The sequence below is a fragment of the Bifidobacterium phasiani genome (assembly GCF_019331775.1).
Classification (GTDB): domain Bacteria; phylum Actinomycetota; class Actinomycetes; order Actinomycetales; family Bifidobacteriaceae; genus Bifidobacterium; species Bifidobacterium phasiani.
Genome location: NZ_JAHBBD010000011.1, coordinates 23787 through 46823, shown reverse-complemented (window position 1 = coordinate 46823; position 23037 = coordinate 23787). Strand labels below are relative to the sequence as shown.

The 23037-nt window shown below is 68.4% G+C and carries 19 protein-coding genes; 5 read left to right on the top strand and 14 right to left on the bottom strand.

Translation table 11 applies throughout. The features are described from left to right. Positions 1 to 27 precede the first annotated feature (27 nt). From KIH73_RS05980 to KIH73_RS05970, 3 genes are all read left to right on the top strand, one after another. Positions 28 to 633 (top strand): DUF3043 domain-containing protein, encoded by a 606-nt coding sequence (locus KIH73_RS05980; RefSeq protein ID WP_219081547.1) that lies wholly within the window; start codon positions 28 to 30, stop codon positions 631 to 633. Between the two features lie 249 nt (positions 634 to 882). Next, the gene (locus KIH73_RS05975) at positions 883 to 2361 is read left to right on the top strand and encodes an FAD-dependent oxidoreductase (RefSeq protein ID WP_219081545.1); all 1479 of its coding nucleotides are present in this window, start codon (positions 883 to 885) and stop codon (positions 2359 to 2361) included. A gap of 258 nt (positions 2362 to 2619) precedes the next feature. After that, positions 2620 to 3405, top strand: a complete 786-nt coding sequence (locus KIH73_RS05970; protein ID WP_219081543.1) for a DUF4191 domain-containing protein — start codon at positions 2620 to 2622, stop codon at positions 3403 to 3405. Positions 3406 to 3584: 179 nt separating this feature from the next. Here the strand turns inward: KIH73_RS05970 and KIH73_RS05965 are convergent, their stop codons facing one another. The 3 genes from KIH73_RS05965 to KIH73_RS05955 form a co-directional block, all read right to left on the bottom strand. Beyond that, the gene (locus tag KIH73_RS05965; RefSeq protein WP_219081541.1) at positions 3585 to 3938 is read right to left on the bottom strand and encodes a cupin domain-containing protein; all 354 of its coding nucleotides are present in this window, start codon (positions 3936 to 3938) and stop codon (positions 3585 to 3587) included. 124 nt (positions 3939 to 4062) lie between these two features. After that, complete coding sequence (locus KIH73_RS05960; RefSeq protein WP_274608167.1) at positions 4063 to 6702, bottom strand: heavy metal translocating P-type ATPase; 2640 nt, start codon at positions 6700 to 6702, stop codon at positions 4063 to 4065. Beyond that, positions 6702 to 7448, bottom strand: a complete 747-nt coding sequence (locus KIH73_RS05955; RefSeq protein ID WP_219081537.1) for an Rrf2 family transcriptional regulator — start codon at positions 7446 to 7448, stop codon at positions 6702 to 6704. Before KIH73_RS05955 ends, KIH73_RS05960 begins: the two co-directional genes overlap by 1 nt. Positions 7449 to 7789: 341 nt before the next feature. On the opposite strand from KIH73_RS05955, the gene glnA reads away from it, so the two are divergent. Beyond that, positions 7790 to 9226 (top strand): type I glutamate--ammonia ligase, encoded by a 1437-nt coding sequence (glnA, locus tag KIH73_RS05950; RefSeq protein WP_219081536.1) that lies wholly within the window; start codon positions 7790 to 7792, stop codon positions 9224 to 9226. A gap of 310 nt (positions 9227 to 9536) precedes the next feature. Here the strand turns inward: glnA and KIH73_RS05945 are convergent, their stop codons facing one another. Together KIH73_RS05945 and KIH73_RS05940 are read right to left on the bottom strand one after the other, a co-directional pair. After that, on the bottom strand, positions 9537 to 10055 hold the full coding sequence (locus tag KIH73_RS05945; RefSeq protein ID WP_219081534.1) for a GNAT family N-acetyltransferase: 519 nt from the start codon (positions 10053 to 10055) through the stop codon (positions 9537 to 9539). A gap of 422 nt (positions 10056 to 10477) precedes the next feature. Continuing rightward, positions 10478 to 12094, bottom strand: a complete 1617-nt coding sequence (locus KIH73_RS05940) for an ATP-binding cassette domain-containing protein (RefSeq protein WP_236022616.1) — start codon at positions 12092 to 12094, stop codon at positions 10478 to 10480. Between the two features lie 118 nt (positions 12095 to 12212). Between KIH73_RS05940 and KIH73_RS05935 the strand changes: the two genes are divergently transcribed. After that, positions 12213 to 12557, top strand: a complete 345-nt coding sequence (locus tag KIH73_RS05935) for a hypothetical protein (RefSeq protein ID WP_219081532.1) — start codon at positions 12213 to 12215, stop codon at positions 12555 to 12557. A 78-nt stretch (positions 12558 to 12635) separates the two neighbouring features. Here KIH73_RS05935 and KIH73_RS05930 read toward each other — a convergent pair whose 3' ends face one another. From KIH73_RS05930 to KIH73_RS05890, 9 genes are all read right to left on the bottom strand, one after another. After that, entirely contained in the window at positions 12636 to 13436 is an 801-nt protein-coding gene (locus KIH73_RS05930) for an amino acid ABC transporter ATP-binding protein (RefSeq protein ID WP_219081530.1), read from the bottom strand. A gap of 14 nt (positions 13437 to 13450) precedes the next feature. Beyond that, positions 13451 to 14443 carry an amino acid ABC transporter permease gene (locus KIH73_RS05925; RefSeq protein WP_219081528.1) on the bottom strand — a complete coding sequence of 331 codons (993 nt, stop codon included), beginning with the start codon at positions 14441 to 14443 and terminating at the stop codon, positions 13451 to 13453. 148 nt (positions 14444 to 14591) lie between these two features. Further along, positions 14592 to 15533 carry an ABC transporter substrate-binding protein gene (locus tag KIH73_RS05920; RefSeq protein WP_219081527.1) on the bottom strand — a complete coding sequence of 314 codons (942 nt, stop codon included), beginning with the start codon at positions 15531 to 15533 and terminating at the stop codon, positions 14592 to 14594. Positions 15534 to 15753: 220 nt separating this feature from the next. Then, a complete protein-coding gene (locus KIH73_RS05915; protein WP_219081525.1) occupies positions 15754 to 17025 on the bottom strand; it encodes an ABC transporter substrate-binding protein in 1272 nt (423 codons plus the stop codon). A gap of 93 nt (positions 17026 to 17118) precedes the next feature. Continuing rightward, positions 17119 to 17940, bottom strand: a complete 822-nt coding sequence (locus KIH73_RS05910) for an ABC transporter ATP-binding protein (RefSeq protein WP_219081603.1) — start codon at positions 17938 to 17940, stop codon at positions 17119 to 17121. 71 nt (positions 17941 to 18011) lie between these two features. Next, positions 18012 to 19106 (bottom strand): ABC transporter ATP-binding protein, encoded by a 1095-nt coding sequence (locus KIH73_RS05905; RefSeq protein ID WP_236022615.1) that lies wholly within the window; start codon positions 19104 to 19106, stop codon positions 18012 to 18014. After that, positions 19099 to 20082 (bottom strand): branched-chain amino acid ABC transporter permease, encoded by a 984-nt coding sequence (locus tag KIH73_RS05900; protein ID WP_219081522.1) that lies wholly within the window; start codon positions 20080 to 20082, stop codon positions 19099 to 19101. The genes KIH73_RS05905 and KIH73_RS05900 overlap by 8 nt, the downstream gene beginning before the upstream one ends. Position 20083: 1 nt before the next feature. After that, positions 20084 to 21448 carry an ABC transporter permease subunit gene (locus KIH73_RS05895; RefSeq protein ID WP_219081521.1) on the bottom strand — a complete coding sequence of 455 codons (1365 nt, stop codon included), beginning with the start codon at positions 21446 to 21448 and terminating at the stop codon, positions 20084 to 20086. A gap of 434 nt (positions 21449 to 21882) precedes the next feature. Beyond that, positions 21883 to 22980: an Mrp/NBP35 family ATP-binding protein gene (locus tag KIH73_RS05890; RefSeq protein ID WP_219081519.1), complete on the bottom strand. Its 1098-nt coding sequence runs from the start codon at positions 22978 to 22980 to the stop codon at positions 21883 to 21885. Positions 22981 to 23037: the final 57 nt, after the last annotated feature.

Below are 23037 nucleotides of genomic sequence, written 5' to 3'. Positions count from 1 at the left end.
GTCTTAACGTCACCGTAACCTGCAAGCATGACATGGAACCCGTTCAAGAAAGAAGAACAGGCCCAGGAGCCGGTCGAGCCGGCCAAGCCCGAGCAGAGCGTCGGCAAGGGCCATGCCACGCCGAAGCGCAAGGTCGCGCAGGCGCAGAACCTGCGCCCCCTGGTGCCCAAGGACCGCAAGGCCAGCGCCAAGGCCGCCAAGGAGCGCCAGCGCGAGAGGGAGAACGCCGAGTACGAGGCGATGCGCACCGGCGACATCAACCGCATGCCGAAGGCCGAGCGCCTTCCGTGGCGCATCTACATCCGCGACTACGTGGACGCCCGCTTCAACCTCGGCGAGTTCTTCATCCCGGTGGCCTTCATCGTGCTGATCCTGTCGATGGTGGTCACGATGGTGTACCCGCTGCTCTCGCTGCCGATGATGATCCTGCTGTACGTGTACCTGTTCGCGGTCATCATCGACGTCGTGGTGATGTGGCGCAAGCTCAAGAAGAAGCTGGTCGCCAAGTACGGCGAGCGCGCGGTGGCCAAGGGCTCGCGCTCGGCGACGTACGCGTGGAGCCGCGCCATCCAGCTGCGCCGCTGGCGCCTGCCCAAGCCGCGCTACCCCAAGCGCGGCCACTGGCCGGAGTGACGTCCGGCGCCGCCGTCGCCCGAGGGGTCGTCCATGCCGGCCGGCGCGCCGTCGTTCGGCGCTGGCCCGGCGGCCACGGGGGACGGCCGGCGGATCATCGCTGTCGTCGCGCCCGCGGACGGAACCGACCGTCCGCGGGCGCGATTTCGTATATTTAAGGAAAGACACACCCGCATTCCCGTGCGCTCGGGACGCGCGGGCACGGGCCGCGGGTGGGCGGACCGTGACATACAACCCAGGGAGGCAACGATGCCGGAAGCATTCGATATCGTCATCATCGGCGCGGGCCCGGGCGGCTACGCGACCGCGCTGCGAGCCGCGGAGCTCGGCAGATCCGTCGCGCTGGTGGAGCGCGACGCAACGCTCGGCGGCACCTGCCTGAACCGCGGGTGCATCCCGTCGAAGGCCCTGCTCGACGCCGCCCACGCGATCGACGGGGCGCGCCGCGCCGCCGGCTGCGGGGTCGGGGTCCGCTTCGAGGGCATCGACTACGGCGCCCTGCGCGAGCACCGCCGGCGAGCGGTGGGCACGATGGTGCAGGGGCTGGCGGCGCTGGTGGCGCACCGCGGCATCACGGTGTTCCGCGGCGAGGCCGCGCTTGCGGCGGACCGCACCGTCCATGTGGCGCCCTCCCCCGGTCTCGGCGCCGTGGAGCGCTACGTCAGGGCGGAGGTCGCCGAGCCGGCCGGCCCCGGCGTCGACCTGACCGCCGGCGACGTCGTCCTGGCCACCGGCTCGCGGCCGCGGCCGCTGCCCGGCGAGCCGTTCCGCGGCGCGCTCATCGACTCGACGCAGGCGCTGGAGCAGGACGTGTTCCCCGCCAGCGCCGTCATCGTCGGCTCCGGCGCGGTCGCGCTGGAGTTCGCCTCGCTGTGGAACCGGGCCGGCTGCCGTACGACGCTGCTGATCCGCCGGGACCGCGTGCTCTCCGGCTGGGACCGGCGCACGGCCGCCGCCCTGACGCGCGAGCTGCGGCGCGCGGGCGTCGAGATCGTGACGCGCAGCCATGTCGTGGCGGTCGAGACCGGCGAGAACCTCGGCGCGAACGTGCGCTACACCCGTGACGGCGACGAGGCCGAGCACACGGCGTCGGCGCAGCTGGTGCTGGCGGCCGTCGGCCGCGATCCGGTCACCGACGCCGGTTGGATCCGCGATGCGGGCGTCGAGGTGGACGACCGCGGTTTCGTGGCCGTCGACGCGTTCGGCCGCACCTCCGCGCCCGGGGTGTGGGCGGTGGGCGACATCACCGCGGGCCACGCGCTGGCGCACCGCGCGTTCGGGCAGGGCATCGTCGTCGCGGAGTCCATCGCCGGACTGGCGCCCCGGCCCGTCGACGAGGCGAGCGTGCCGCGGATCGTGTTCTCGCTGCCGCAGGCCGCCGCCGTGGGTCTGACGCTCGAGCAGGCCAGGGCGCGCGACGACGTGGCGGAGGCGCACGAGACCGTCTACCCGATGATGGGCAACGCCCGCATGCAGATGAGCGGGCAGGCCGGGTCGCTGACGGTGGTCTCCGGCGCGATGGCCGACCGCCCCGACGTGGAGCTGGTGCTGGGCGTGCACATGGTGGCGCCCGACGCCAGCGACCTGATCGCCGAGGCGCAGCAGCTGGTCGGCAACCGCGTGCCGTTGTCCGACGCGGCGCGGCTGATCCACCCGCATCCCACGTTCAGCGAGGTGCTGGGCGAGGCGCTGCTCAAGGCGGACGGCCGGCCGTTGCACACCCGGTGAGGCCGGCGCGCCGCGCACGATGTGCGTGACGCATCTCAACGTCCGGTCCGTCCCCGCGACGGGCCGGTGCATCGCCGCTGGGGCCGGCGCACCGCCACGGACGCGCACAATGTGCGCCGTGCATGCGCGCCGCCCTGGTCGCGCGCAACGTGCGCGGCGCATCATCCGCCGCCCTACACGCGCCGCCCGGCGCGGTCATGGGGCTGCTAGACTATTGGTCTTAGTGTGTCAACCCGTCAACTAGAAGCGAGGAGTCCGATGCCATCCAAGGATGAGAAGGCGCAGAAGAAGCCGGGCCTGATCCAGCAGGTCATCAAGATTTTCAAGTACACCTACGCCGACGACAAGGTGCTGCCCTGGCTGCTGGCCGGCGCGTGGCTGGCGCCGGTCGTGGTGTTCGTCGTCCTCGGCCTGGTGTTCCGCTGGTCCTGGCTGATGTGGATCCTCATGGTCGTGCTGGCCGTGATGCTCGGCGCGCTGTTCGCCACGATGGTGCTGACCAACCGCGCCGACCGCGTCGGCTACCAGCATCTCGAGGGCAAGCCGGGCGCCGCGGTGAGCGTGCTGAGCAACATGAACAAGGCCGGGTTCACGTTCCCCGAGGAGCCGGTGTGGTTCGACGCCAAGACCAAGGACGCGATCTGGCGCGGCACCGGGTTCAACGGCATCTACCTGCTCGGCGAGGGCGACTACGGCCGGGTGATGCGCGCGATGGACCGCCAGGAGCAGAGCATCAAGGGCGTCACCGCCGGCTCGTCGATCCCGGTGTACCGCATCTGCGTGGGCACCGGCCCCAAGCAGGTGCGTCTGAAGAACCTGCGCAACACCATCGTCAAGAAGAAGACGTACGAGCCCACCAACCACAAGAACGTCCTGATGGCCAGGATCCACCCGCGCCGCCGCTTCCTGCTCACCCAGCAGGAGCTGGACACCCTGAACGACCGCCTGCGCACGCTGCAGCGCAAGCAGGGCTTCGGCATCCCCAAGAGCATCGATCCGACGCATCCGCAGAAGATCAGCCGTCGCGCCATGCGCGGCCGCTGATCCCGCGGGTCGCAGGTCCCGTACGGCCGCATGGGCGCGGTCGTATACGGGCCGTCGCGCATACCGCATACATGGAAGGGCCGTGCATTCCGGAATCCCGGGATGCACGGCCCTTTACGTTCGTCGCATGCCGCTTCCGCCCGGCGAGCCGGACGGGGACCGCGACGGGCTCGGCGGGGTCAGTCGGAGACGCCGTCGTCCGCGGTGAAGCCTTCCAGCGAGCCTTCCCTGACCTGCACGCAGATGAAGGTGAGCGGCTCGTCGTCCGCGGCGAAGAAGCGGCGGCGGCCGGCCGGGGCGATGCGGATCCAGTCGCCGGCGGCGAGGTCCACGCTTTCGCCGTCGATCTCCAGCCTGCCCTTGCCCGCGAGGATGCCGTAGATCTCCTCGTTCTTCCGGTGATGGTGCACGAACGGGACGCTCGCGCCGGCCGGCAGGTTGTTGACGCTGATCTCCGCGCCGGTCAGGCCGAGCGTGTCGTGCAGCTCGGTGCGGGGCGCCGCGGCGACGCTGGTCTTGCTGTAATTGGCCATGATGAGCAACTCCTTCCTTTGTTGTATCAACCAATACAACATCATATATCATAAAACCCGCTGCATCGCATCAATAACGATATATCAGCAGGTCTTATTTGTATCACCGGATGTATCATCCGATTCAGGCGACCGAGACGTCCTCGTAGCCCTCGTCGGCGATTGCGGTGGTGATCTGCTCGTCGGTCACGGTCTCGGGGACGGTGACGACGGCGCGCTTGTCATCGAGGCTCACCGACACGTCGGTCGCGCCGGGCAGGTTCTCGAGCGCGCGGGTGACATGCTTGACGCAGTTGTTGCAGGTCATGCCCTCGACGCCGATGGTCTTCTTGATCATGGTTCCTCCTTGGTTGGTGGTTGGTTGGACAGTCAATGCCGGGGTCCCGGGCGCCGGCTCGAACTCGACGACCGGCACGTCCCGCTCCCCGTCGCGGCCGTTCTCCGCGGCGCGGTCGGCCTCCAGGGCCTCCTGCGTATGCTTCGGACGGAACAGGCGCAGGCGCAGCGCGTTGCCGACGACGAACACCGAGCTGAAGCTCATCGCGAGCGCCGCGACCATCGGGTTCATGCGCAGGCCGAACGAGGCGTACCAGCAGCCCGCGGCGATCGGGATGCCGATGACGTTGTAGAAGAACGCCCAGAACAGGTTCTGCTTGATGTTGCGGATCGTCGCCTTGCTCAGCTCGATGGCGGTGGCCACGTCGAGCAGGCTGCTGCGCATCAGCACGATGTCGGCGGACTCCATCGCCACGTCGGTGCCGGCGCCGATGGCCATCCCGACGTCCGCGCGCGCCAGCGCGGGCGCGTCGTTGATGCCGTCGCCCACCATCGCGACCTTGCCGCCGCGCTCCTGGATCGCACGCACCTCGGATTCCTTGTCCTGCGGCGGCACGCCCGCGACGACGCGGTCGACGCCGACCTGGCGGCCGATCGCCTCGGCGGTGCGCCGGTTGTCGCCGGTGAGCATGACGACCTCGAGGCCCATGCCCTTGAGTTCGTCGATGGCCGCGCGGCTGGTCGGCTTGACCGTGTCGGCCACGGCGACGACGCCGATCAGGCGGCCGTCCGCGGCGAAGAACAGCGGGGTCTTGCCCTGCGTGGCCAGTTCATCGCGCAGCGACGCCACGGCGTCGTCGGTGATGCCGGACTCCCGCATCATCGCCTCGTTGCCGGCGAGGCAGTCCATGCCGTCGACGGTGGCACGCACGCCACGGCCGGCGATCTGGGTGAAGCCGGTGACCGGCACGGTCGTAACCCCGCGCCGTTCGGCCTCCTCGACGATCGCGCGGGCCAGCGGATGCTCGGAGGGGCGCTCGACGGACGCGGCGATGCGCAGCAGCGTGTCGACGTCGACGTCGGCGCTATGGGCGATGTCGGTGACGCGCGGCTTGCCGGTCGTGATGGTGCCGGTCTTGTCGAGTACCACGGTGGTGACGCCGTGCGCGGTCTCCAACGCCTCGGCGGACTTGATGAGGATGCCGTTGGCGGCGCCGCGGCCGGTGCCCACCATGATGGCGGTCGGCGTGGCCAGACCCAGCGCGCACGGGCAGGACACGACGAGCACGGAGACGGCGATGGTCAGCGCGAATTCGACCGACTGGCCCACCAGCAGCCAGACCACGGCCGCGATGACGGCGATGGCGATGACCACGGGCACGAACACGCCCGCCACCTTGTCCGCGAGCTTGGCGATCGGCGCCTTGGAGCTGGTGGCCTCGTCGACCAAGCGGATGATCTGCGCGAGCGCGGTGTCGTCGCCGACCTTGTCGGCGCGCATCGTGAAGTAGCCGCTGCGGCTGGTCGTGGCGCCGACGACCGTGTCGCCGGCGTGCTTGTCGACGGGCACGGACTCGCCGGTGATCGCCGATTCGTCCACCGAGGCATCGCCGGAGAGCACCACGCCGTCGACGGGGATCGACTCGCCGGTGCGCACGACGAGCACGTCGCCCGGCTGCACCTGGTCGGCGGGGATGACGCTCTCCACGCCGTCGCGCAGAAGCGTGGCCTGCTTGGGCGCCAGGTCGAGCAGCCTGTCGATCGCCTCGGAGGTGCGGCCCTTGGCGCGCGCCTCGAAGAACTTGCCGAGGGTGATGAGCGTGAGGATCGTGCCGGCGCCCTCGAAGTACATGTCATGGGCGGCCTGCGAGGCGGCGGCCAGATCGCCGGCGCCGAGCGCGATCGCGATCTTGTACAGCGCGTAGACGCCGTAGACGACCGAGGCGCCCGCGCCGAGCGCGACCAGCGCGTCCATGTTCGGCGCGCCGTGCAGCAGGCTGCGCAAGCCGCCGATGAAGTACTGGCGGTTGAGGAACAGGATCGGCAGCAGCAACAGGACCTGCGTGAGCGCGTACACCATCGAGTTGCCGTCGCCGAGGAAGCATGCTGGCAGCGGCCAGCCCATCATGTGGCCCATCGCCAGGTAGAACAGCGGCACGGCGAACACGAACGACCATACGACGCGCCGGAGCATCGCGCGGTATTCGCGCCGCGCGCGCTCGGACGGCGTCTGCGCGGCGGGGCGCGCGGCGCCGGCGGACGCGGCGCGCGGCGTCTCGGGCGTCGCGCCGTATCCGGCCTTCTCGACCGCGTCGACGATTTGTCCACCGGTCACGGCCGCGTCGTCGTATTCGACGACCATGTCGTTCTTCAGCAGGTTGACCGTCACCCGGCTCACGCCCGGCAGGGCGCCCACCGCCTTCTCGACATGCGTCTGGCATGCCGCGCAGGTCATGCCCGTCACCTCATAGCGCTCCCGCGTCGCCATCATGCCCTCCCGTCCGCCGGGGTCTCACCGGCCGGTGTCATCATCGTGGTTGTGTTCGTCCCGTCCGCCACGTCTGGACTCGCCGCGTCCATCATGTCCGCCGCATCCGCAGCAGCCGTCCCGTCCGCCGCATCCGGCGGGTCCGCCGTGTCCGGCCCGCCTTGCCTGCCGGCCGTGCGCGCCGCGCCCGCGCAGCCCGTCGCATCCGCCGCGCCGCAACACGATGCCGGCGCCGCATGCCCGGCGGCTCCCCCGCCGGCGGGCGCGCCGCATGTCGGCGAGCCGCAGCGTCCGCCGCACGGACAGCGTCGCGGGTCGCAGTGGCATTCGCCTTCGCAACGGAACCGCGTCATGACGTCCTCCAGCGAGATCGAGGCCATCGCACGCTCCGCCGCCTCCTGGATCTCGTCGAAGCAGCTGCGCACCGCCGTCTGGATGCACATCCCCATGCTGCATTCCGGGTTGGTGTCCGCATCACGGTGCAGCAGCGGCCGCCCTCCCTCCACCGCGCGGTAGACGTCGAGCAGACTGATATCGCCGACCGGGCGCGTCAGCGTCGGCGTGGCCTGCCCGCGCGAGCAGTCCAGCAACCCCCCCTTGCGCAGCGCCGACATCAGCTGGCGGACGTAGGAGGGATGGGTGCTGACGCTGTCGGCGATCGCCGCGCTGGACAGATCGTCGCCCGCGTTGACGTGCACATACAGCAGGATATGGATGGCGTCGCTGAGCCGCGTGGGGTATGCCATCGACGATTCCTCCTCCCGTCCGTCGGATCGGACGGTTGTTATTCTATCACTAACAAGTCGTGCCGCAAGCCCCACCCGCCGGTTTGCCGCCTCCGCCGGCCACCAACCGGACCGTCGGCCGCCGCCGCGGTGCCCCGCCGTCCGACGCCTCCCGCCGCATCGTCATCGCCTCCCGCCGCGACGCCGCCATGTCGCCATCACGTCACCGCCGCGACGCCGCAGCCTCCCACCGCCCCGCCGGTTCGCCGGCACGAAACATTCTCGTAACCGAATCGGCGAACGGACGAAACCAGACCTTTTACACTTAGAACCCGTAACCATTTCATGAAAGGAGCGGTCCAGTGACTGCAATCAAGACCAAGGCCGATGCCGAGGCGCTGATCAACCAGGAGGGCGTGGAGTACGTCTCCGTGCGCTTCACCGACCTCATCGGCGTCCAGCAGCACTTCACGGTGCCCGCAAGCGAGTTCCTCAAGGATGCTTTCGACGAAGGCATGCCGTTCGACGGCTCCTCGGTCGAGGGCTTCCAGGCCATCAACGAGTCCGACATGAAGCTCATCCCGGACGTCGAGACCGCCTACATCGACCCGTTCCGCAAGCACAAGACCCTGAACGTCGCGTTCTCCATCGTCGACCCGCTGACCGACGAGCCGTACTCGCGCGACCCGCGCCAGGTCGCCGGCAAGGCCGAGGCCTACCTGAAGTCCACCGGCATCGCCGACGTCGCGTACTTCGCGCCGGAGGCCGAGTTCTTCATCTTCGACAAGGTGCGTTTCGAGAACTCGATGCAGCGCTCCTTCTACGAGGTCGACTCCGTCGAGGCGCCGTGGAACACCGGCACCGACGTCGAGGAGGACGGCACCCCGAACATCGGCTTCAAGAACCGCATCAAGCGCGGCTACTTCCCGGTCCCGCCGTGCGACCACACCCAGGACCTGCGCGACGACATGGTCGCCAACCTGCAGAAGGTCGGCCTGGTCCTCGAGCGCGCCCACCACGAGGTCGCGGGCGCCGGCCAGCAGGAGATCAACTACCGTTTCAACTCGCTGCAGCACGCCGGCGACGACCTGATGAAGTACAAGTACGTGGTGCACGAGACCGCGTTCCTCGCCGGCAAGGCCGCGACGTTCATGCCCAAGCCGATCGCGGGCGACAACGGCACCGGCATGCACTGCCACCAGTCGCTGTGGAAGGACGGCAAGCCGCTGTTCTACGACGAGAAGGGCTACGGCGGCCTGTCCGACCTCGCCCGCTGGTACATCGGCGGCCTGATCAAGCACTCCTCGTCGGTGCTGGCGTTCACCAACCCGTCGCTGAACTCCTACCACCGCCTGGTCCCGGGCTTCGAGGCGCCGGTCAACCTGGTGTACTCGGCCCGCAACCGCTCGGCCGCGATCCGCATCCCGCTCGCCGGCTCCTCGCCGGCCGCCAAGCGCATCGAGTTCCGCGCGCCGGATCCCTCGTCGAACCCGTTCCTCGCGTTCTCCGCGCAGCTCATGGCCGGCCTGGACGGCATCCTCAACCACATCGAGCCGCCGGAGCCGGTCGACAAGGACCTCTACGAGCTGCCGCCGGAGGAGCACGCCGGCATCAAGCAGGTTCCGGGCTCGCTCGCCGAGGCGCTCGACGCCCTTGAGGAGGACCACGACTTCCTGACCGCCGGCGACGTGTTCACCGACGACCTCATCGAGACGTGGGTCGACATCAAGCGCGGCGAGATCGACCAGGCCCGCCTGGTCCCGACCCCGCTGGAGTACGAGCTGTACTTCCACATCTGACCGTCCGGTTCGGCCTCGAACCATCGGCGTCATGCGCGGGAGCCCCGGTCCATTGGCCGGGGCTCCCGCCTTTTCGTATCACGGCTCCCGCCTTTCGCGTCACGATGGCGGACGGTTGGACCGCGCAGCCGCATGGCCGCCGTCGCCCCACCTCCGCCGAGCCGTGCCGTTTGATGGAGGCCCGCCGCCCCAGCCGACTTCGCCGCCCTCCGACAAGCGCAGACCCGAGCCGCACGGAATGGCCCTGGAGGGCTGCGACCTCACGCGCGCGACGTTCGCACAGACCCGAACCGCACAGGATGGCCGTCATCTATAGAGCCGTTTCAAATCCATATTCGTGAAAGACAAGATCGGCGTCTATGACCTCGTCATAGACGCCGGGCCGTCGGACGAAACCGCTTCTGCCATACAGGCGGATGGCCGGTTCGTTGGCATCCACGACGAACAACCGCAAATATTCCGCCCCGCGCCTCCGGGCGAGCGTCTTGGCGTGCCCGAGAGCCAGACCGCCGACTCCCAATCCGCGATAGCCCACGTCGACGCCCAACCGGTCCACGTACAGCGCCTTGCCCCGACCGTCCCGCCATTGCACGAATCCTTCGCCCGGATGCGAATCGCACAACGCGAAGGCGGCGGCGACATCCGCCCCGGCCGTCACGACGTACAGGCGTTCGTTCGCGATATCGTCCTCGAAGAACTCACGGGGATAGACATCGTCCCAAATGCGGATGCCCGTCTCGTCCATGTGGTCGACAATGCGCCCATAGACGTCCTTGATTCGGGGCAGGTCTTGCATCGCCGCCAACCGCAGGCTCATCGGTTCCCTCATCCGAACCAGCATATCGTCTGCCTGCAACCCACCGCCCGGCCCGGCCGATGCCGCCGAACCGCCCGGCATCATCCGGGCATGAGGAACATCGCTGTTGCGGCGGTTCGGCGAGCCAGTCCGTCGATCCGCCGCCCCGCCGACCGACATCCGGCGATACGACCGTCATAACGGTCAACCGTCCAGCCTCGGTTCCGTAGGCACTTGCGGCGGCATCCTGGACGCTCCAGTAGCCGCCGGACGCCATGGAGTCGGTTCCGTAGCACTTGCGGAGGCAGCGATGCCACGGAACCGACGCTGAGCCATCCCCAGCGTCGGGTAGAACGCAGGGCGCACGCTGTTTATCAACCAAACCCGACGCCGGGCATGATACCCGCCGTGCGACATCCGCCGCATATCGGACGCCAGACCGCCCGGCCGCGCGCTCACGCCGCCGCCGTCACCTGCTCCACGAACCAGCGCTCGTGCGAGACGACGACCAACGCGCCCGGATAGCCGGCGAGCACGCGGGCGAGCGCCTGCTTGGAGCCCAGGTCGAGATGGTTGGTCGGCTCGTCCATGACGATGAGCTGCGGCCGGTCGAGCAGCCCCAGGCACAGCAGCAACTTGCGCAGCTCGCCGGGCGACGGCGACTCCCCCGCCAGCAGCCGCTCCGGGTCGGCGTTGAGCTGGGCGAAGGCGCCGAGCACGCGGGCCCGCTGCCCGGGCTCCAGCCTACGCAGCCGGCTCAGCGCGCGCCGGGCGTCCCGGGGTCCGGTGTCCTGCGCGACGACCAGCGTCGGCACGTCGGCCGCGGCCCTGAGCAGCGCGCACACGACGGTCGACTTGCCCAGCCCGTTCGGCCCGACCAGGCCGACATGGTCGCGCGGGCCGAGGCTCAGCAGCGGGATCGCGACGCCGGGTTCGGCGACGCCGCCGGCCGGGATCGCCGCCGCCTCGACGCGCCACAGCGACCCGTCGGCATGCAGCGCCGACGCAGGGCACATGGTGCGGCACGGCGCCGCGGCCTCCTCGACCGCCCCGTCGCCGCCGAACCGGATGAGCCCCGGTCCGATGCGCACCAGCTCGCGGCGGTGGCTGGGCCCCGCGTCCAGCCAGATGTCGCCGTCGTAGCGCTTCGCGGCCACGCTCAGCGACGCGGCCTTCCGCTCGGCGGCGGCGACCCGTCCGTCGAGCTGCGCGTAGGCGCGGCTGACGCCGGAGTCCAGGCTCGTCGCCTTGGCCAGGTGCAGCCTGTAGCGCGCGTCGTTGTCCTTGGCGCCGATGCGCCGCCCGCCGCGCTCGCGCATCGCGTCGGCGCGCTGTACCTTGGCCAGGCGCGCCGACTGCGCCTCACGCAGGCGGGCGGCCTCGCGGCGCGCGGCGTTCAGCCGGTCCACGTCGCGCGCGTCGTTGGCGTCGCGCTGCGCCGCCGCCTGCGTGTAGCCGCCCTGGTAGGTGGTCACGACGCTGACGTTGCGGCCGTCGACGTGTCGGCGTTCGAACATCACGCATCGCCCGCAGGTCGCGTCGATGAGCTCGACGTCGTGCGAGATGAGCACGCCGATGCCGCGGAACCGCCGCATGGCCGCGACGATGGCCGCGCGCGTCGGCTCGTCGACGTGGTTGCTCGGCTCGTCGAGCACCAGCACGTCCGGCCGCGCGGCCATCGCGCACGCGATCTGCACGCGCTTGGCCTCGCCGCCGGACAGCGTATCGTAGCGGTACAGCCAGCCCTCGTCGATGCCGAGCGCCTGGCGGACGGCCATCGCCTCGGGCGACCAGTCGGCGGCCACGTCGTCGAGGTTGCCGGGGCGTTCGTCGGTGGACTGCGGGCAGTACGCCACGGCCAGCCCGTCGGGCGCCGGCGCGACGACGCCCCGGTCCGGGCGCAGCAGGCCCGCCGCCACGCGGGCCAGCGTCGATTTGCCGATGCCGTTGTCGCCCAGCACGGCGGTCCAGCCACGCGAAAGGCTCACGGAGACGTCCTCGAACAGCGGTTCGGGGGCGGAGGGGTAGGTGTAGGCGATATGGGACAGCGTCAGCATCGTGGGTTGCGTCATGGATGGTCCTTTCCGGCGCGCCGCTGCGAACGAATCGGTGGCATGCTGATGCCACGCCTATGGCGATATCATTACGGGGACTGTCATCGGGAGGATGCGGCGCCCGATGATGACGGGCATGGCCGATGATGATGTGCGGCGGCGCGCCACTATGCGCACGACCTCATGGCGGCACGCCGCCATGCTCCGCGACAGTCATCTATCGGCTGAGCAACTCCCGGAATCCTTTCACCCGACCTCCTTGGCATATGGGGAGGCCATCCGAATCTGTCGGCATCCATCCTACCAGCCACTGGGGGGCACGCCGTACGCGTCGGTCTTCCGCGCGTCGGTTTTGAGTCTCGGCATCCCAATCGCCCCGCACGCCCCTGTTGACTTTCGTCCTTCCGCAAGTGCGAAAAACGACGAGGCGCAATGTTCGCGGAAAAACGACGCCCGAAAGCGGGAATTCGACGGCGATTGACGGAACAGACGGTTGCGGCCACGAATCAACGTGGCCCGGAAACCGCCGCACGGCGATCAACGTCGATATCGATGCGGATCAGAGCACATGCTGCAAGAAGTCGCGGAAGCGAGGCTCGGTCGGATGGTCGACGATCTGCGGCCCTCCGTGTTCCACCACCACGCCCCCGTCCATGAACACGATCTGGTCGGCGACCTCTCGGGCGAATCCGATTTCGTGGGTCACGACGATCATCGTCATGCCGTCGGCCGCAAGCGACCGCATCACGTTCAGCACCTCGCCGACGAGCTCGGGGTCGAGCGCGGAAGTCGGCTCGTCGAACAGCATGATCTCCGGCTTCATCGCCAAGGCGCGGGCGATGGCCACACGCTGCTGCTGGCCACCGGAGAGCTGCGACGGATAGTAATCGAGCCGGTCGCCCATACCGACGCGTTCCAGTTCCGCGACGGCGAGCTCACGAGCCTGACGCCGATCCACATGACCGACGTGGATGGGAGCCTCCATCACATTCTCCAACGCGGTCATATGCGGGAACAGGTTGAACCGCTGGAACACCATGCCGAGCTTGGACCGCTGCACGGCCTTCTCCTTCTCGGTCAGCGTCTGCAGCATATCCCGGCCATGATGGTTCACATGACGGAATCCGACCAGCTCGCCATCCACCAGGATGGACCCGCCGGTCAATGTCTCCAGCTGGTTGATCAACCGCAGGAACGTGGACTTACCGGAGCCCGAAGGCCCGAGGATTACCGTCACCGTGCCGGGCATCACGGTCATGTCCACGCCTTTGAGCACGTGCAGTCCGCCGAACGCCTTATGCACCTGCCTCGCCTCAACGGCGGGGACCGGCATTCCGGCATCCGCATCATTCCCGCTCATCGTCACTCCCTCGCTCATGCGTTCAAACCCACCATCTTCGCCTCGTGCGCGGCTTGCGCGACGCGCGCCGCACCGGCGTCGTCCGCTCCTGCGACGGTTGCCGGACCACCCGCGTCGGGACGCACGGCAACGGCCGCCCGCGACTCGAATCCCTTGCCGAAATGCCGTTCCAGCCGCGATTGGATGATCATCAGAATCGAAGTGATGACCAGATACCAGATGCACGCCACGATAAGCAGCGGAATCGGCTTGTAGATACGGTTGGCGATGGCGTTGGTGGCGAACTGGAGTTCCAGCGTGAACGGTACGGCGAGCACCAGCGACGTGGTTTTGAGCATACCGATGGTCTCGTTGCCGGTGGGCGGGATGATGATGCGCATCGCCTGCGGCAGGATGATGCGCCGCATGATCAGCGCGCGGCTCATACCCAACGCTTTGGCGGCCTCCTCCTGTCCGGGGTCGACGGCCTCCAATCCGGCACGGACGATCTCGGACAGATATGCGGCCTCGTTGAGCGCCAGTCCCAGCCACGCGGCATTGAACGCGGTGATGACCGTGGATGTGTCGATATTCCAGAATTCGACCGAGGTGAATGGTATGCCCAGTGTGATCTTCGGGAACAGCACCGCGATCAGTCCCCAGAATACCAGCTGCGTATACACCGGGGTGCCGCGGAAGAACCAGATGAAGAACCAGCTGACGCCGCGTAGCACCGGATTCACGGATTTGCGCATGATGGCTAGGACGATCGACAGGATGATCGCCGCCACCATCGAGATGGCGGTGAGCAACAGCGTGTAGCCGATGCCTTCGATCACGTTCGGGCTGAACAGGTACTTCCAGACGATGGGCCAGTCGAACCGCGGGTTGGTGACCAGCGCCTGAACGACCATCGCGGCGATCAGCGCCACGATGACGCCGGCCACGACAGGCCCCGTTCTTCTGACCGGCAACGCATCGATGCGATTGGGTATGTTCGGCTGTCCGTCTGCGTCATGTCGTCTCACCGTCGAAGCTCCTCTCCTTGTCGCCGCAATACGTCACGGCTTCCGCGGTTCGCCGCGGCGCCGCCGCGATCCGCCGCATGCCGAACGGCCGGCACGGGACCGCCCCGGTTTCGGGACGGTCCCGTGCGCCGCGGATGCGACACCGTCGTCAGTTCAGATCGGTCGGATTGATCTCCGCCATGTCGACGGCGCCGGATTCCACACCCCAGTACTTGAGGATCTTCATGTAGGTGCCGTCGTCGATGAGCTTCTGAAACGCCTGCTGCAGCGCCTGATCGGTGGCGGTGTCGCCCTTCTTGACGACCGCCCCCTCCTTGGTCACGCCCTCATCGCTGCCGAGGGTCTGCAACTCGCCGTCGGTCTGGGAGACCGCATAGCCGGCGACCGGTGAATCGGCGTAGAACACCGCGGCCTTGCCGGTCACCACGTTGGTGGTCACATCGGTCTGCAGCTTGGAGGAGAGCACGTCGATCTCCTTCTTGCCGTCGGCCTTGCACTGCTCGTTCATCTCGGAGATGGCCTCCTCCTGGCTGGTGCCGGTCTGCACGGCGACCTTCACGCCGCACAGGTCGGAGGTGTCCACGCCGTCGGGATTGCCGTCGCGGGTCACCCAGGTGGAACCGGCCTTGTAGAAGGTCACGAAATCGACCGCGTCCAGACGTTCCGGGGTGACGGTGAACGACGAGACGCCGATGTCGTACTTGCTGCCCACGGACGGGATGATCGTGTCGAAGTTCGCGGTCTGTGGATCGGCCTCGAGTCCGAACACGTTGGCGAGCGCCTTGACAAGGTCCACATCGTAGCCGATCGGCGTCTTGCCGTCCTCGGCGAGGAATTCGGCGGGCGCGTACGAGGTGTCCATGCCGACGGTCAATTTGCCGTCCTTGGTCACGGATTCGGGCAGCAGGGCCGCAATCGCGTCGTCTTTTTCGACGCCGCTGACATCGTAGCCGGTCAGTTCCGCCGTGTCATCCGTCGGTGCGCCGTCGGAACCGGATTCGGCGGCGTTGCCGCAGGCGGCGAGCGGGATGATCATCGCCGCACCGAGGATCAGCACGGCGACGGGTTTGAGTGAGGTGTTTGCGGGCATGATTGCTCCTTCATGGTTGGTATGGCGGACATGTCGGGGGGTCGCACGCTCCAATGGCTCAGCCCCCGCGCCCGCACATGGTCTCGATATGGTGCCGGACCGCGTCGGTCGGATGTGCGTCAACGGATGGACGGTGCCGTCTCCGCTGGGGAAGACGGCACCACTTGGTGGGGGGGATCGTCGCGCGGCACGCCGAGCGACGACGTGTATTGCGCGCGAATCAGTCGGTGGGCACGTCGCCCGACTGGGTGTGGTCGAACTGCGGCTTGTTGTCGCCGTCGAAGACGTACACGCCGATGTTCGCGCTGCTCGGATCGTTGTTCTTGTTGAACGGTCCGATGCCGGTCACGCCCTGGTACTGGATGTCCTTGCCGTCCTTGAGCAGGGCGAGGCAGGCCTTGTAGGAGTCGCAGGCCTCGCCGCCGTCGGCGCCGGAGACCGCGGCCATGTTCTTCTGGATGGTCTCGCCGTCGGCGCTGCCGCCCTTCTGCGCGGCGAGCGCGGCCAGGATGATGCCGTCGTAGGTCTCGGCCGCGTAGGTGGTGGTGCCGCCCAGGTCGACGCCGGTGGATTCGAGCCTGGAGACGAAGTCGTCGGTCGGGCTGACGCCCGGGATGGTGCCCTTGGAGCCTTCGAGCAGGCCGGCGTCGAAGTCGCCGGAGTAGTCGGAGGTGTTGCCGTCGACGAGGTACAGCTTGTGGGTGTCCACGCCGGCGGAGGCCAGCGACTTGATCAGCGGGACGGTCTGGTCGAACGCGATGACGAGCACCGCGTCGGGGTTCGTGGCCTTGATGGCGGTGGCGATCGACGAGAAGTTCGTCTCGGTCGGGTCGAAGGCGTCGGAGCTTTCGCCGTAGACGACGTTCACGCCGGCGGCCTCGACGGTCTTGACGATCACGTCGCGCAGACCGGTGCCGTACTCGTCGTTGAACACCGCGATGGCGAGGTTCTGCACGCCGTCCTGGGCGATGAGGTTGCCCATGACCGCGCCCTGCACGCTGTCGGGCGCGACGGTGCGGAAGAAGTACGGGTCGAGGCCCGAGAAGTCGGTGGACGTGGCGCCCATCGACAGCATCGGGATCTTCTGCGAGGTGATGGTCTTGTACACGTTCTTGACGACCGAGCTCGAGGCGGGGCCGATGACGAACGAGGGGTCCTTCGACAGCACGGACTGGGTGGCGGAGCTGTTCTGGTCGGCGTGGTCGGCGTCGGAGGTGTCGGCGTCCACCGTGGTCACGTCCTTGCCGAGCACACCGCCGGCGTCGTTGATGTCCTGCACCGCGAGCTTGCCCGCGGCGATCTCCGGCGGCGCGAGGTACGCCAGGGAGCCGGTCTCCGGCCACAGCTCGCCGAGGACGAACTGGTCGGTCTTCGCGGACGTGCCGGCATCCCCCTTGTCGTCCGAGGCGCCGGACGAGCCGCAACCCGCCAGGGCGAGGACCGCGGCGGCGGTGAGGGCCGTCGCCATCGTGGTCATTCTCCTGATGTTCATGGTGTTTCTCCTTTCCACGGGGTTGCGCTCCCCGCAGGTCCCCTCTCGTCTCGGTCCTGAGGCCGCGCCGCCGGTGCGGCGCGCGGCCGGCGTCTAGCGTCCTTCCTCCTTCACCCGCTCCTCCAGGTCCCCCAGGTACAGGCTGATGACCTTCGGGTCGTCGAGCAGGTCGCGGCCGCGTCCGGAGTAGGCGTTGCGCCCCTGGTCGAGCACGTAGCCGCGGTCGCAGATCTGCAGGCACCGCCGCGCGTTCTGCTCGACGATGACGACCGACACCCCGGCCCGGTTGATCTGCCTGACCCGGATGAAGGTCTCGTCCTGCAGCTTCGGCGACAGGCCGGCGGACGGCTCGTCGAGCAGCAGCACGGAGGGCTGCATCATCAGCGCACGGCCCATCGCCACCATCTGGCGTTCGCCGCCCGACAGGGAGCCGGCCATCTGGTTGCGTCGCTCCCCCAGTCTGGGGAAGATCGAGCAGACGTAGTCGAAGCGTTCGGCGAATTTGCGCGGCTCCTGGTAGGCGCCCATATGCATGTTCTCCGCGATGGTCAGGCCGGGGAACACGTTCTCGGTCTGCGGCACGAAGCCGACACCGCGCGAGACGAGCCGGTCGGCGCGCAGGTTGGTGACGTCGTCGCCGTGAAGGACGAGCCTGCCCGAATGGATGCGCACCAGTCCGAACAGCGCCTTGAGCAGCGTGGATTTGCCGGCGCCGTTGGGGCCGATGATGCCGACGATCTCACCCTGGTGCAGGGTCAGCGAGGCGCCGTTGAGGATGTTGACGCCGGGCAGGTAGCCGGCCACGAGGTCCACGGCGTCGAGCAACGGCTCGCCCTCGGGCTCGCCCACATGAATCTCGGCGCGGGTGGGCGCATGGGGTTCGCCCGTGACGGGCGGCGCCGGGGGTTCGGTCATGGCCGCAGCGGCGGGCGGCGCCGGGGGGCTGCCCACGGTCGCCGCGTCCGGCGTGGTCTTGTTCCTCTCGCTCATCGCGCCTCCCTTCCGGCGGACGCGCCGCCCGTCTCCGTCATGCCGTCCGTCGCGGCGGCGCCATCCGCCGCCTCCAGACGGCCGAGCGCCGCGTCGTCGCCGAGGTCGATGTCGGCGCGGGCGCCGAGATAGGCGTCGATGACGGACGGATCCCGCATGACCTCCTTGGGCCGGCCCTCGGCGACGATGCGCCCCTCGGCCATCACGACGACCCAGTCGGCGATGTGGCGCACCATGGTGATGTCGTGCTCGACGAACAGCACGGTGGTGCCCTCCTCGCGCAGGGCGAGGATGTGGTCGAGCAGCGACTGCTTGAGCGCGGGGTTCACGCCGGCCATCGGCTCGTCGAGCATGACGAGCTGGGGGTCGCGCATCAGGGCGCGGGCCATCTCCAGCAGTTTGCGCTGGCCGCCGGAGAGGGAGCCGGCGAGGTCGTCCTTCTTCTTGATGAGCAGGAAGCGTTCGAGCAGCGCCTCGGCCTTCTCGATGTTGGCCTTCTCCCGGCGCCGCCAGGTGAACGGGAACAGGGCCCGGAACATCCCCTCGCCGGGCTGGTCCGGCGCGCCGAGCAGCATGTTGTCGAGCACGCTGAGCCGGCTCATCACCTTGGTCAGCTGGAAGGTGCGGACCATGCCCATGCGGGCCACCTGCTCGGGCCGCACGCGGCCCAGGTCGTGCCCGTCGAAGCGCCAGGTGCCGGTGTTAGGGGCGTCGAAGCCGGTGAGCAGGTTGAAGAACGTGGTCTTGCCGGCGCCGTTCGGCCCGATGAGCGCGGTGACGCCGTGGCGCTCGAGCTCGAAATGCCTCACGTCGACCGCGGTCATGCCGCCGAAGCGGCGGGTCACGCCGTCGGCGACGAGGATCGGGTCGGGTTTGGGCACGCCGGGGACGTTCTCGACGAACTTCAGGTCCTCCTCCACCTTGTCCCGATAGGCGGTGGAGATGAGCGTGCGCTCCTCCTGCGGGACCTTGGTGGCCCACCGGCTCAGCTCGTAGAACGGCTTGTCGTCCGGGCGGGCGCCCCGCCCCGCCGCGGTCCCGCCGCCGGCGCCGCCGTTCGCTCGTCCGTCGGTCCTGTGCATGTCACGCATGGAACGCCAGCTCCTTTCTGTCGCCGAGGATGCCCTGCGGCCGGAAGACGACCAGGCACATCAGCGCGACGCCGACGATGACCCAGCCGAGCGCCTCGATCTGATTGGACGAGACGAGCGTCTCGGGGATGGCGACGCGCATGGTCTCCTTGACGCCCGTCAGCAGCACCCACAGCACGCAGGAGCCGACGATCGGGCCGAGCACGGTGGCGGCGCCGCCGAGCAGCAGAATCGTCCACGCGTAGAACGTGACCTGACGGCCGAGCGAATCGGGTTGCACGGAGCGCGGCAGCACGAACAGGATGCCGGCGAGCGCGCCGAACACGCCGCCGAGGATCAGCGACTGCATCTTGCAGCGCATCACCGATTTGCCCAGCGAGCGGATCGCGTTCTCGTCCTCGCGGATGCCTTTGAGCATGCGGCCCCACGGCGAGTGGAACCAGCGCCAGCACAGCAGGGCGGCGATGAGCACGACGATCCAGGCGACGATGCGCAGCCACCACGAGTCGGCGATGTTGTCGCTGTATGTCCACAGCAGGAACGTGCTCGACTTGTCGGGCAACGGCGACAGCGATTCGAACTGCGTGGTGAAGTCCTGCGGGGAGATGCCCGCGGAGCCGCCGGTGACGTCGGTCATCGAGGTGGATCGTCCGATGATGCGGATGATCTCGGCGGCCGCCAGCGTGACCATCGACAGGTAGTCGGGGCTGAGTTTGAGTGTGGGGATGCCGAGCAGCACCGCGTAGACGACGGCGAGCAGGATCGCCATGAGCACGGAGCCGATCAGGTTCCAGCCCATCGACTGCGTGATGGCGAAGCCGTAGGCGCCGAGCAGCATGAAGCCCGCCTGTCCCATGTTGAACATGCCGGTCATGCCGAAGTGGATGTTCAGTCCCATCGCGGCGAGGGCGTAGGCCGCGGTGGTGGGGGCGATGAGTTCGCCCAGCGTGTTGGTGATGATGGTGAGGATATCCATGTCAGCCCACCCTTTGCTGCTTGCCGAAGATGCCCTGCGGCCGAATCAGCAGGACGATGATGAGGATGGCCAGCGCGCTGGCGTAGCGCATGTCGTCGGGGATGACCAGCGTGCTCATGTCGGCCATGACGCCGATGACCAGCGAGCCGACGAGCGCGCCGTTGGCGGTGCCGAGGCCGCCGAGCGTGACCGAGGAGAACATCAGCAGCAGCAGTGTGGCGCCGGTGTTCCACGAGATGCCGTTGAGGTAGATGCCCAGCAGCACGCCGGACAGCGCGGCGAGCGCGCAGGACAGGATCCAGACGATGCGTACGACCTGTTCGACATCGATGCCGGAGACCGCGGCGAGCGCGGCGTTGTCGGAGACCGCACGGGTGGCGCGGCCGAACCGGGTGTGGTAGAGGAACATGCTGACGCCGACGATCACGACGATGGCGATGAGCGCGGAGATGACGGTGGGCCAGTCGGTGGTGATCGGGCCGATGTCGAACGTGTCCGGGATCGAACGGGTGATGCCTTTGATGTCGCCGCCGAAGAGGAACTGGAAGATGTACTGCATGGCCATCGACAGGCCGATGGTCACGATCATCTGCTGCATGGTGCCGACGTGCCGGCGGCGCAGCGGCGCCCACAGCACCTCGTTCTGCAGCAGGCCGGTGAACGCGCCGACGGCGACGGCGAACACGGCGGACACGGGCAGCGGCCAGTGGAGCAGCTGCGTGCCGACGTAGCACGCCAGGCCACCGAGAGTGACCTGCTCGCCGTGCGAGAACGAACTCAGGCCGGTGGTGCCGTACACCAGGTTCATGCCGACGGACATCAGCCCCAGCATCAGGCCGAAGATGACGCCGGAGTACAGCTGCTGCCAGAATCTGGCGCCGATCGTGGAGCCGAACCCGGCGGCGGAGGAATCCGACGCGGCCTTCGAATCGGAATCGGCGCCGGTCGAGTTCGTTCCGTCGCCCTGCATGTCGGTTCCGGAGGCCGCGTCGTTCGTCGTCCGGTCGAATCGGACGACGGCCCGCTGCTTGTCGAAGCTGTTCTTTTCGATGGTCACGTCCATGCTGGATGCGGTCAGACCGTACTGTTCGGCCACGGATTCGTCGATGGCGACCGTGTACTCGCCGTCGGATTCCACCGCGAACGCCCATGTGCCGTCGTCGGCGGTGGTGGTCTGCGCCGATTCGGCGCCCGACAGCGTGACCGTGGCCCCGGCCACGGGTTGTTTGCCGGCGTCCTGCAGGATGCCGTTGACGCAGCCGTTCTGCGCCGTCGGATTGCAGACGGCCACGGCTTCGGCGGCCTGAGCCTGTACCGGAACAGCCATCGCGGCGATGCCCACGGCGACAATCATCAGGCATGGCATACGGCGCAGGAAACGCCATCTCGCGCGTGGGAATGACGCGGTTTGCTTCTCCATGTGAACACCTCCCCTCGTGTTGGGGCAATAACGTAGAAGGCGATCACACTGTTTCGGTTACGCTCGGATTTCTCTCAGATTTCTCCGGTAACGGCCATGTTACGGGGGTTCCGCCGAAGGAGTCGGAGCGTATCGAGCCGGTCCGGCCACGGACGGAAGGGTGTGCCGTCCACATGGGGACGCGTGGGTTGAATCGTGAAAACCATTACGGCGGCAGGCATCATCCACGGTCGACACGGTCCGTTGACATTGATGCGACGCCGCGGTTCGCGCCACCGGTTTCCCGAGGTCGAAGGAGTCCGGCGAGGGGCCGGGATTCGTGTCGGAAAATCCTGCGCATCCCGAACGTCCTCGTCGGCGTGTCCTCTCGCATCGGGGTCTCAGCGCATCAGCCGCTCGGCCAGCTCCCTGAACGTGGCGCCGAACCCGTCGTCGCGCAGCGCGCCGGAGGCGTCCAGCACCGCCGGCCGCCCGGCCTCGCCGGTCTCGCGCACCTCGGGGATCAGCGGCAGCTGCGCCAGCAGCGGCACATCGTGCCCCAGGGCGCGCGTCAGCTGCTCGGAGACCCGCGCGCCGCCGCCCGCGCCGAAGATCTCCAGACGCTCGCCGCGATGCTCGAACCAGCTCATGTTCTCGACCACGCCGCGCACCCTCATCGGCACCTGCAGCGCGACCAGCCCGGAGCGCACGGCCACGTCGGAGGCGCTGGGCTGCGGGGTGGTGACCACGACCATCTCGGCGTTCGGCAGCGCCTGGGCCACCGAGATCGCCATGTCGCCGGTGCCGGGCGCCAGGTCGAGCAGCAGCACGTCCGGCTCTCCCCACCACACGTCGGACAGGAACTGCTCCAGCGAGCGCTGCAGGCGCGGCCCGCGCCACAGGATCGCCCGGTCGGCACCGGCGAACATGCCGATCGAGATCAGCTTGACCCCCCAGGCGGTCACCGGCATCAGCATGCCGTTGAGGTTGGTGGGCTGGGTGTCGACGCCGAACAGCCCGGGCAGCGAGAACCCGTAGATGTCGGCGTCGATGGCGGCCGTGTCGTAGCCGAGCGCGGCGAACGTGGCGGCGAGGTTGGCCGTGACCGAGGACTTGCCGACGCCGCCCTTGCCCGAGGCGATCGCGAAGATGCGCGTTTTGACGTCCGGCTTGTTGAACGGGTTCCGCCGGCGTTCGGCCTTGAGCCCGGCGACCAGCTCGGCGAGCTTGTCGTCGTCCATCGTCGAAACCTCGATGTGCGGGACGAGCCGCGCGTCGGGGTAGGAGGCGACGGCCGCGTTGATCTTGCGGGTGATCGCCTCGGACAGCGGGCACCCCTCGACGGTGAGCTCGACGTGCACGGTCACGTCATACGCGCCCTCGCCGACGGGGACGGCCTCGATCGCGGGGATCATGCCCAGTTCGGTGACCGAGCGCCCGAGCTCGGGGTCGATGACCTTGCCCAGCCGTTCGTAGATCTCGGCTTCGATCCGTTCCATCGCTCCTCCTTGTTGTCGCACGCGTCCCACCCTAGCGGGTTATCGCACGCCATGCCA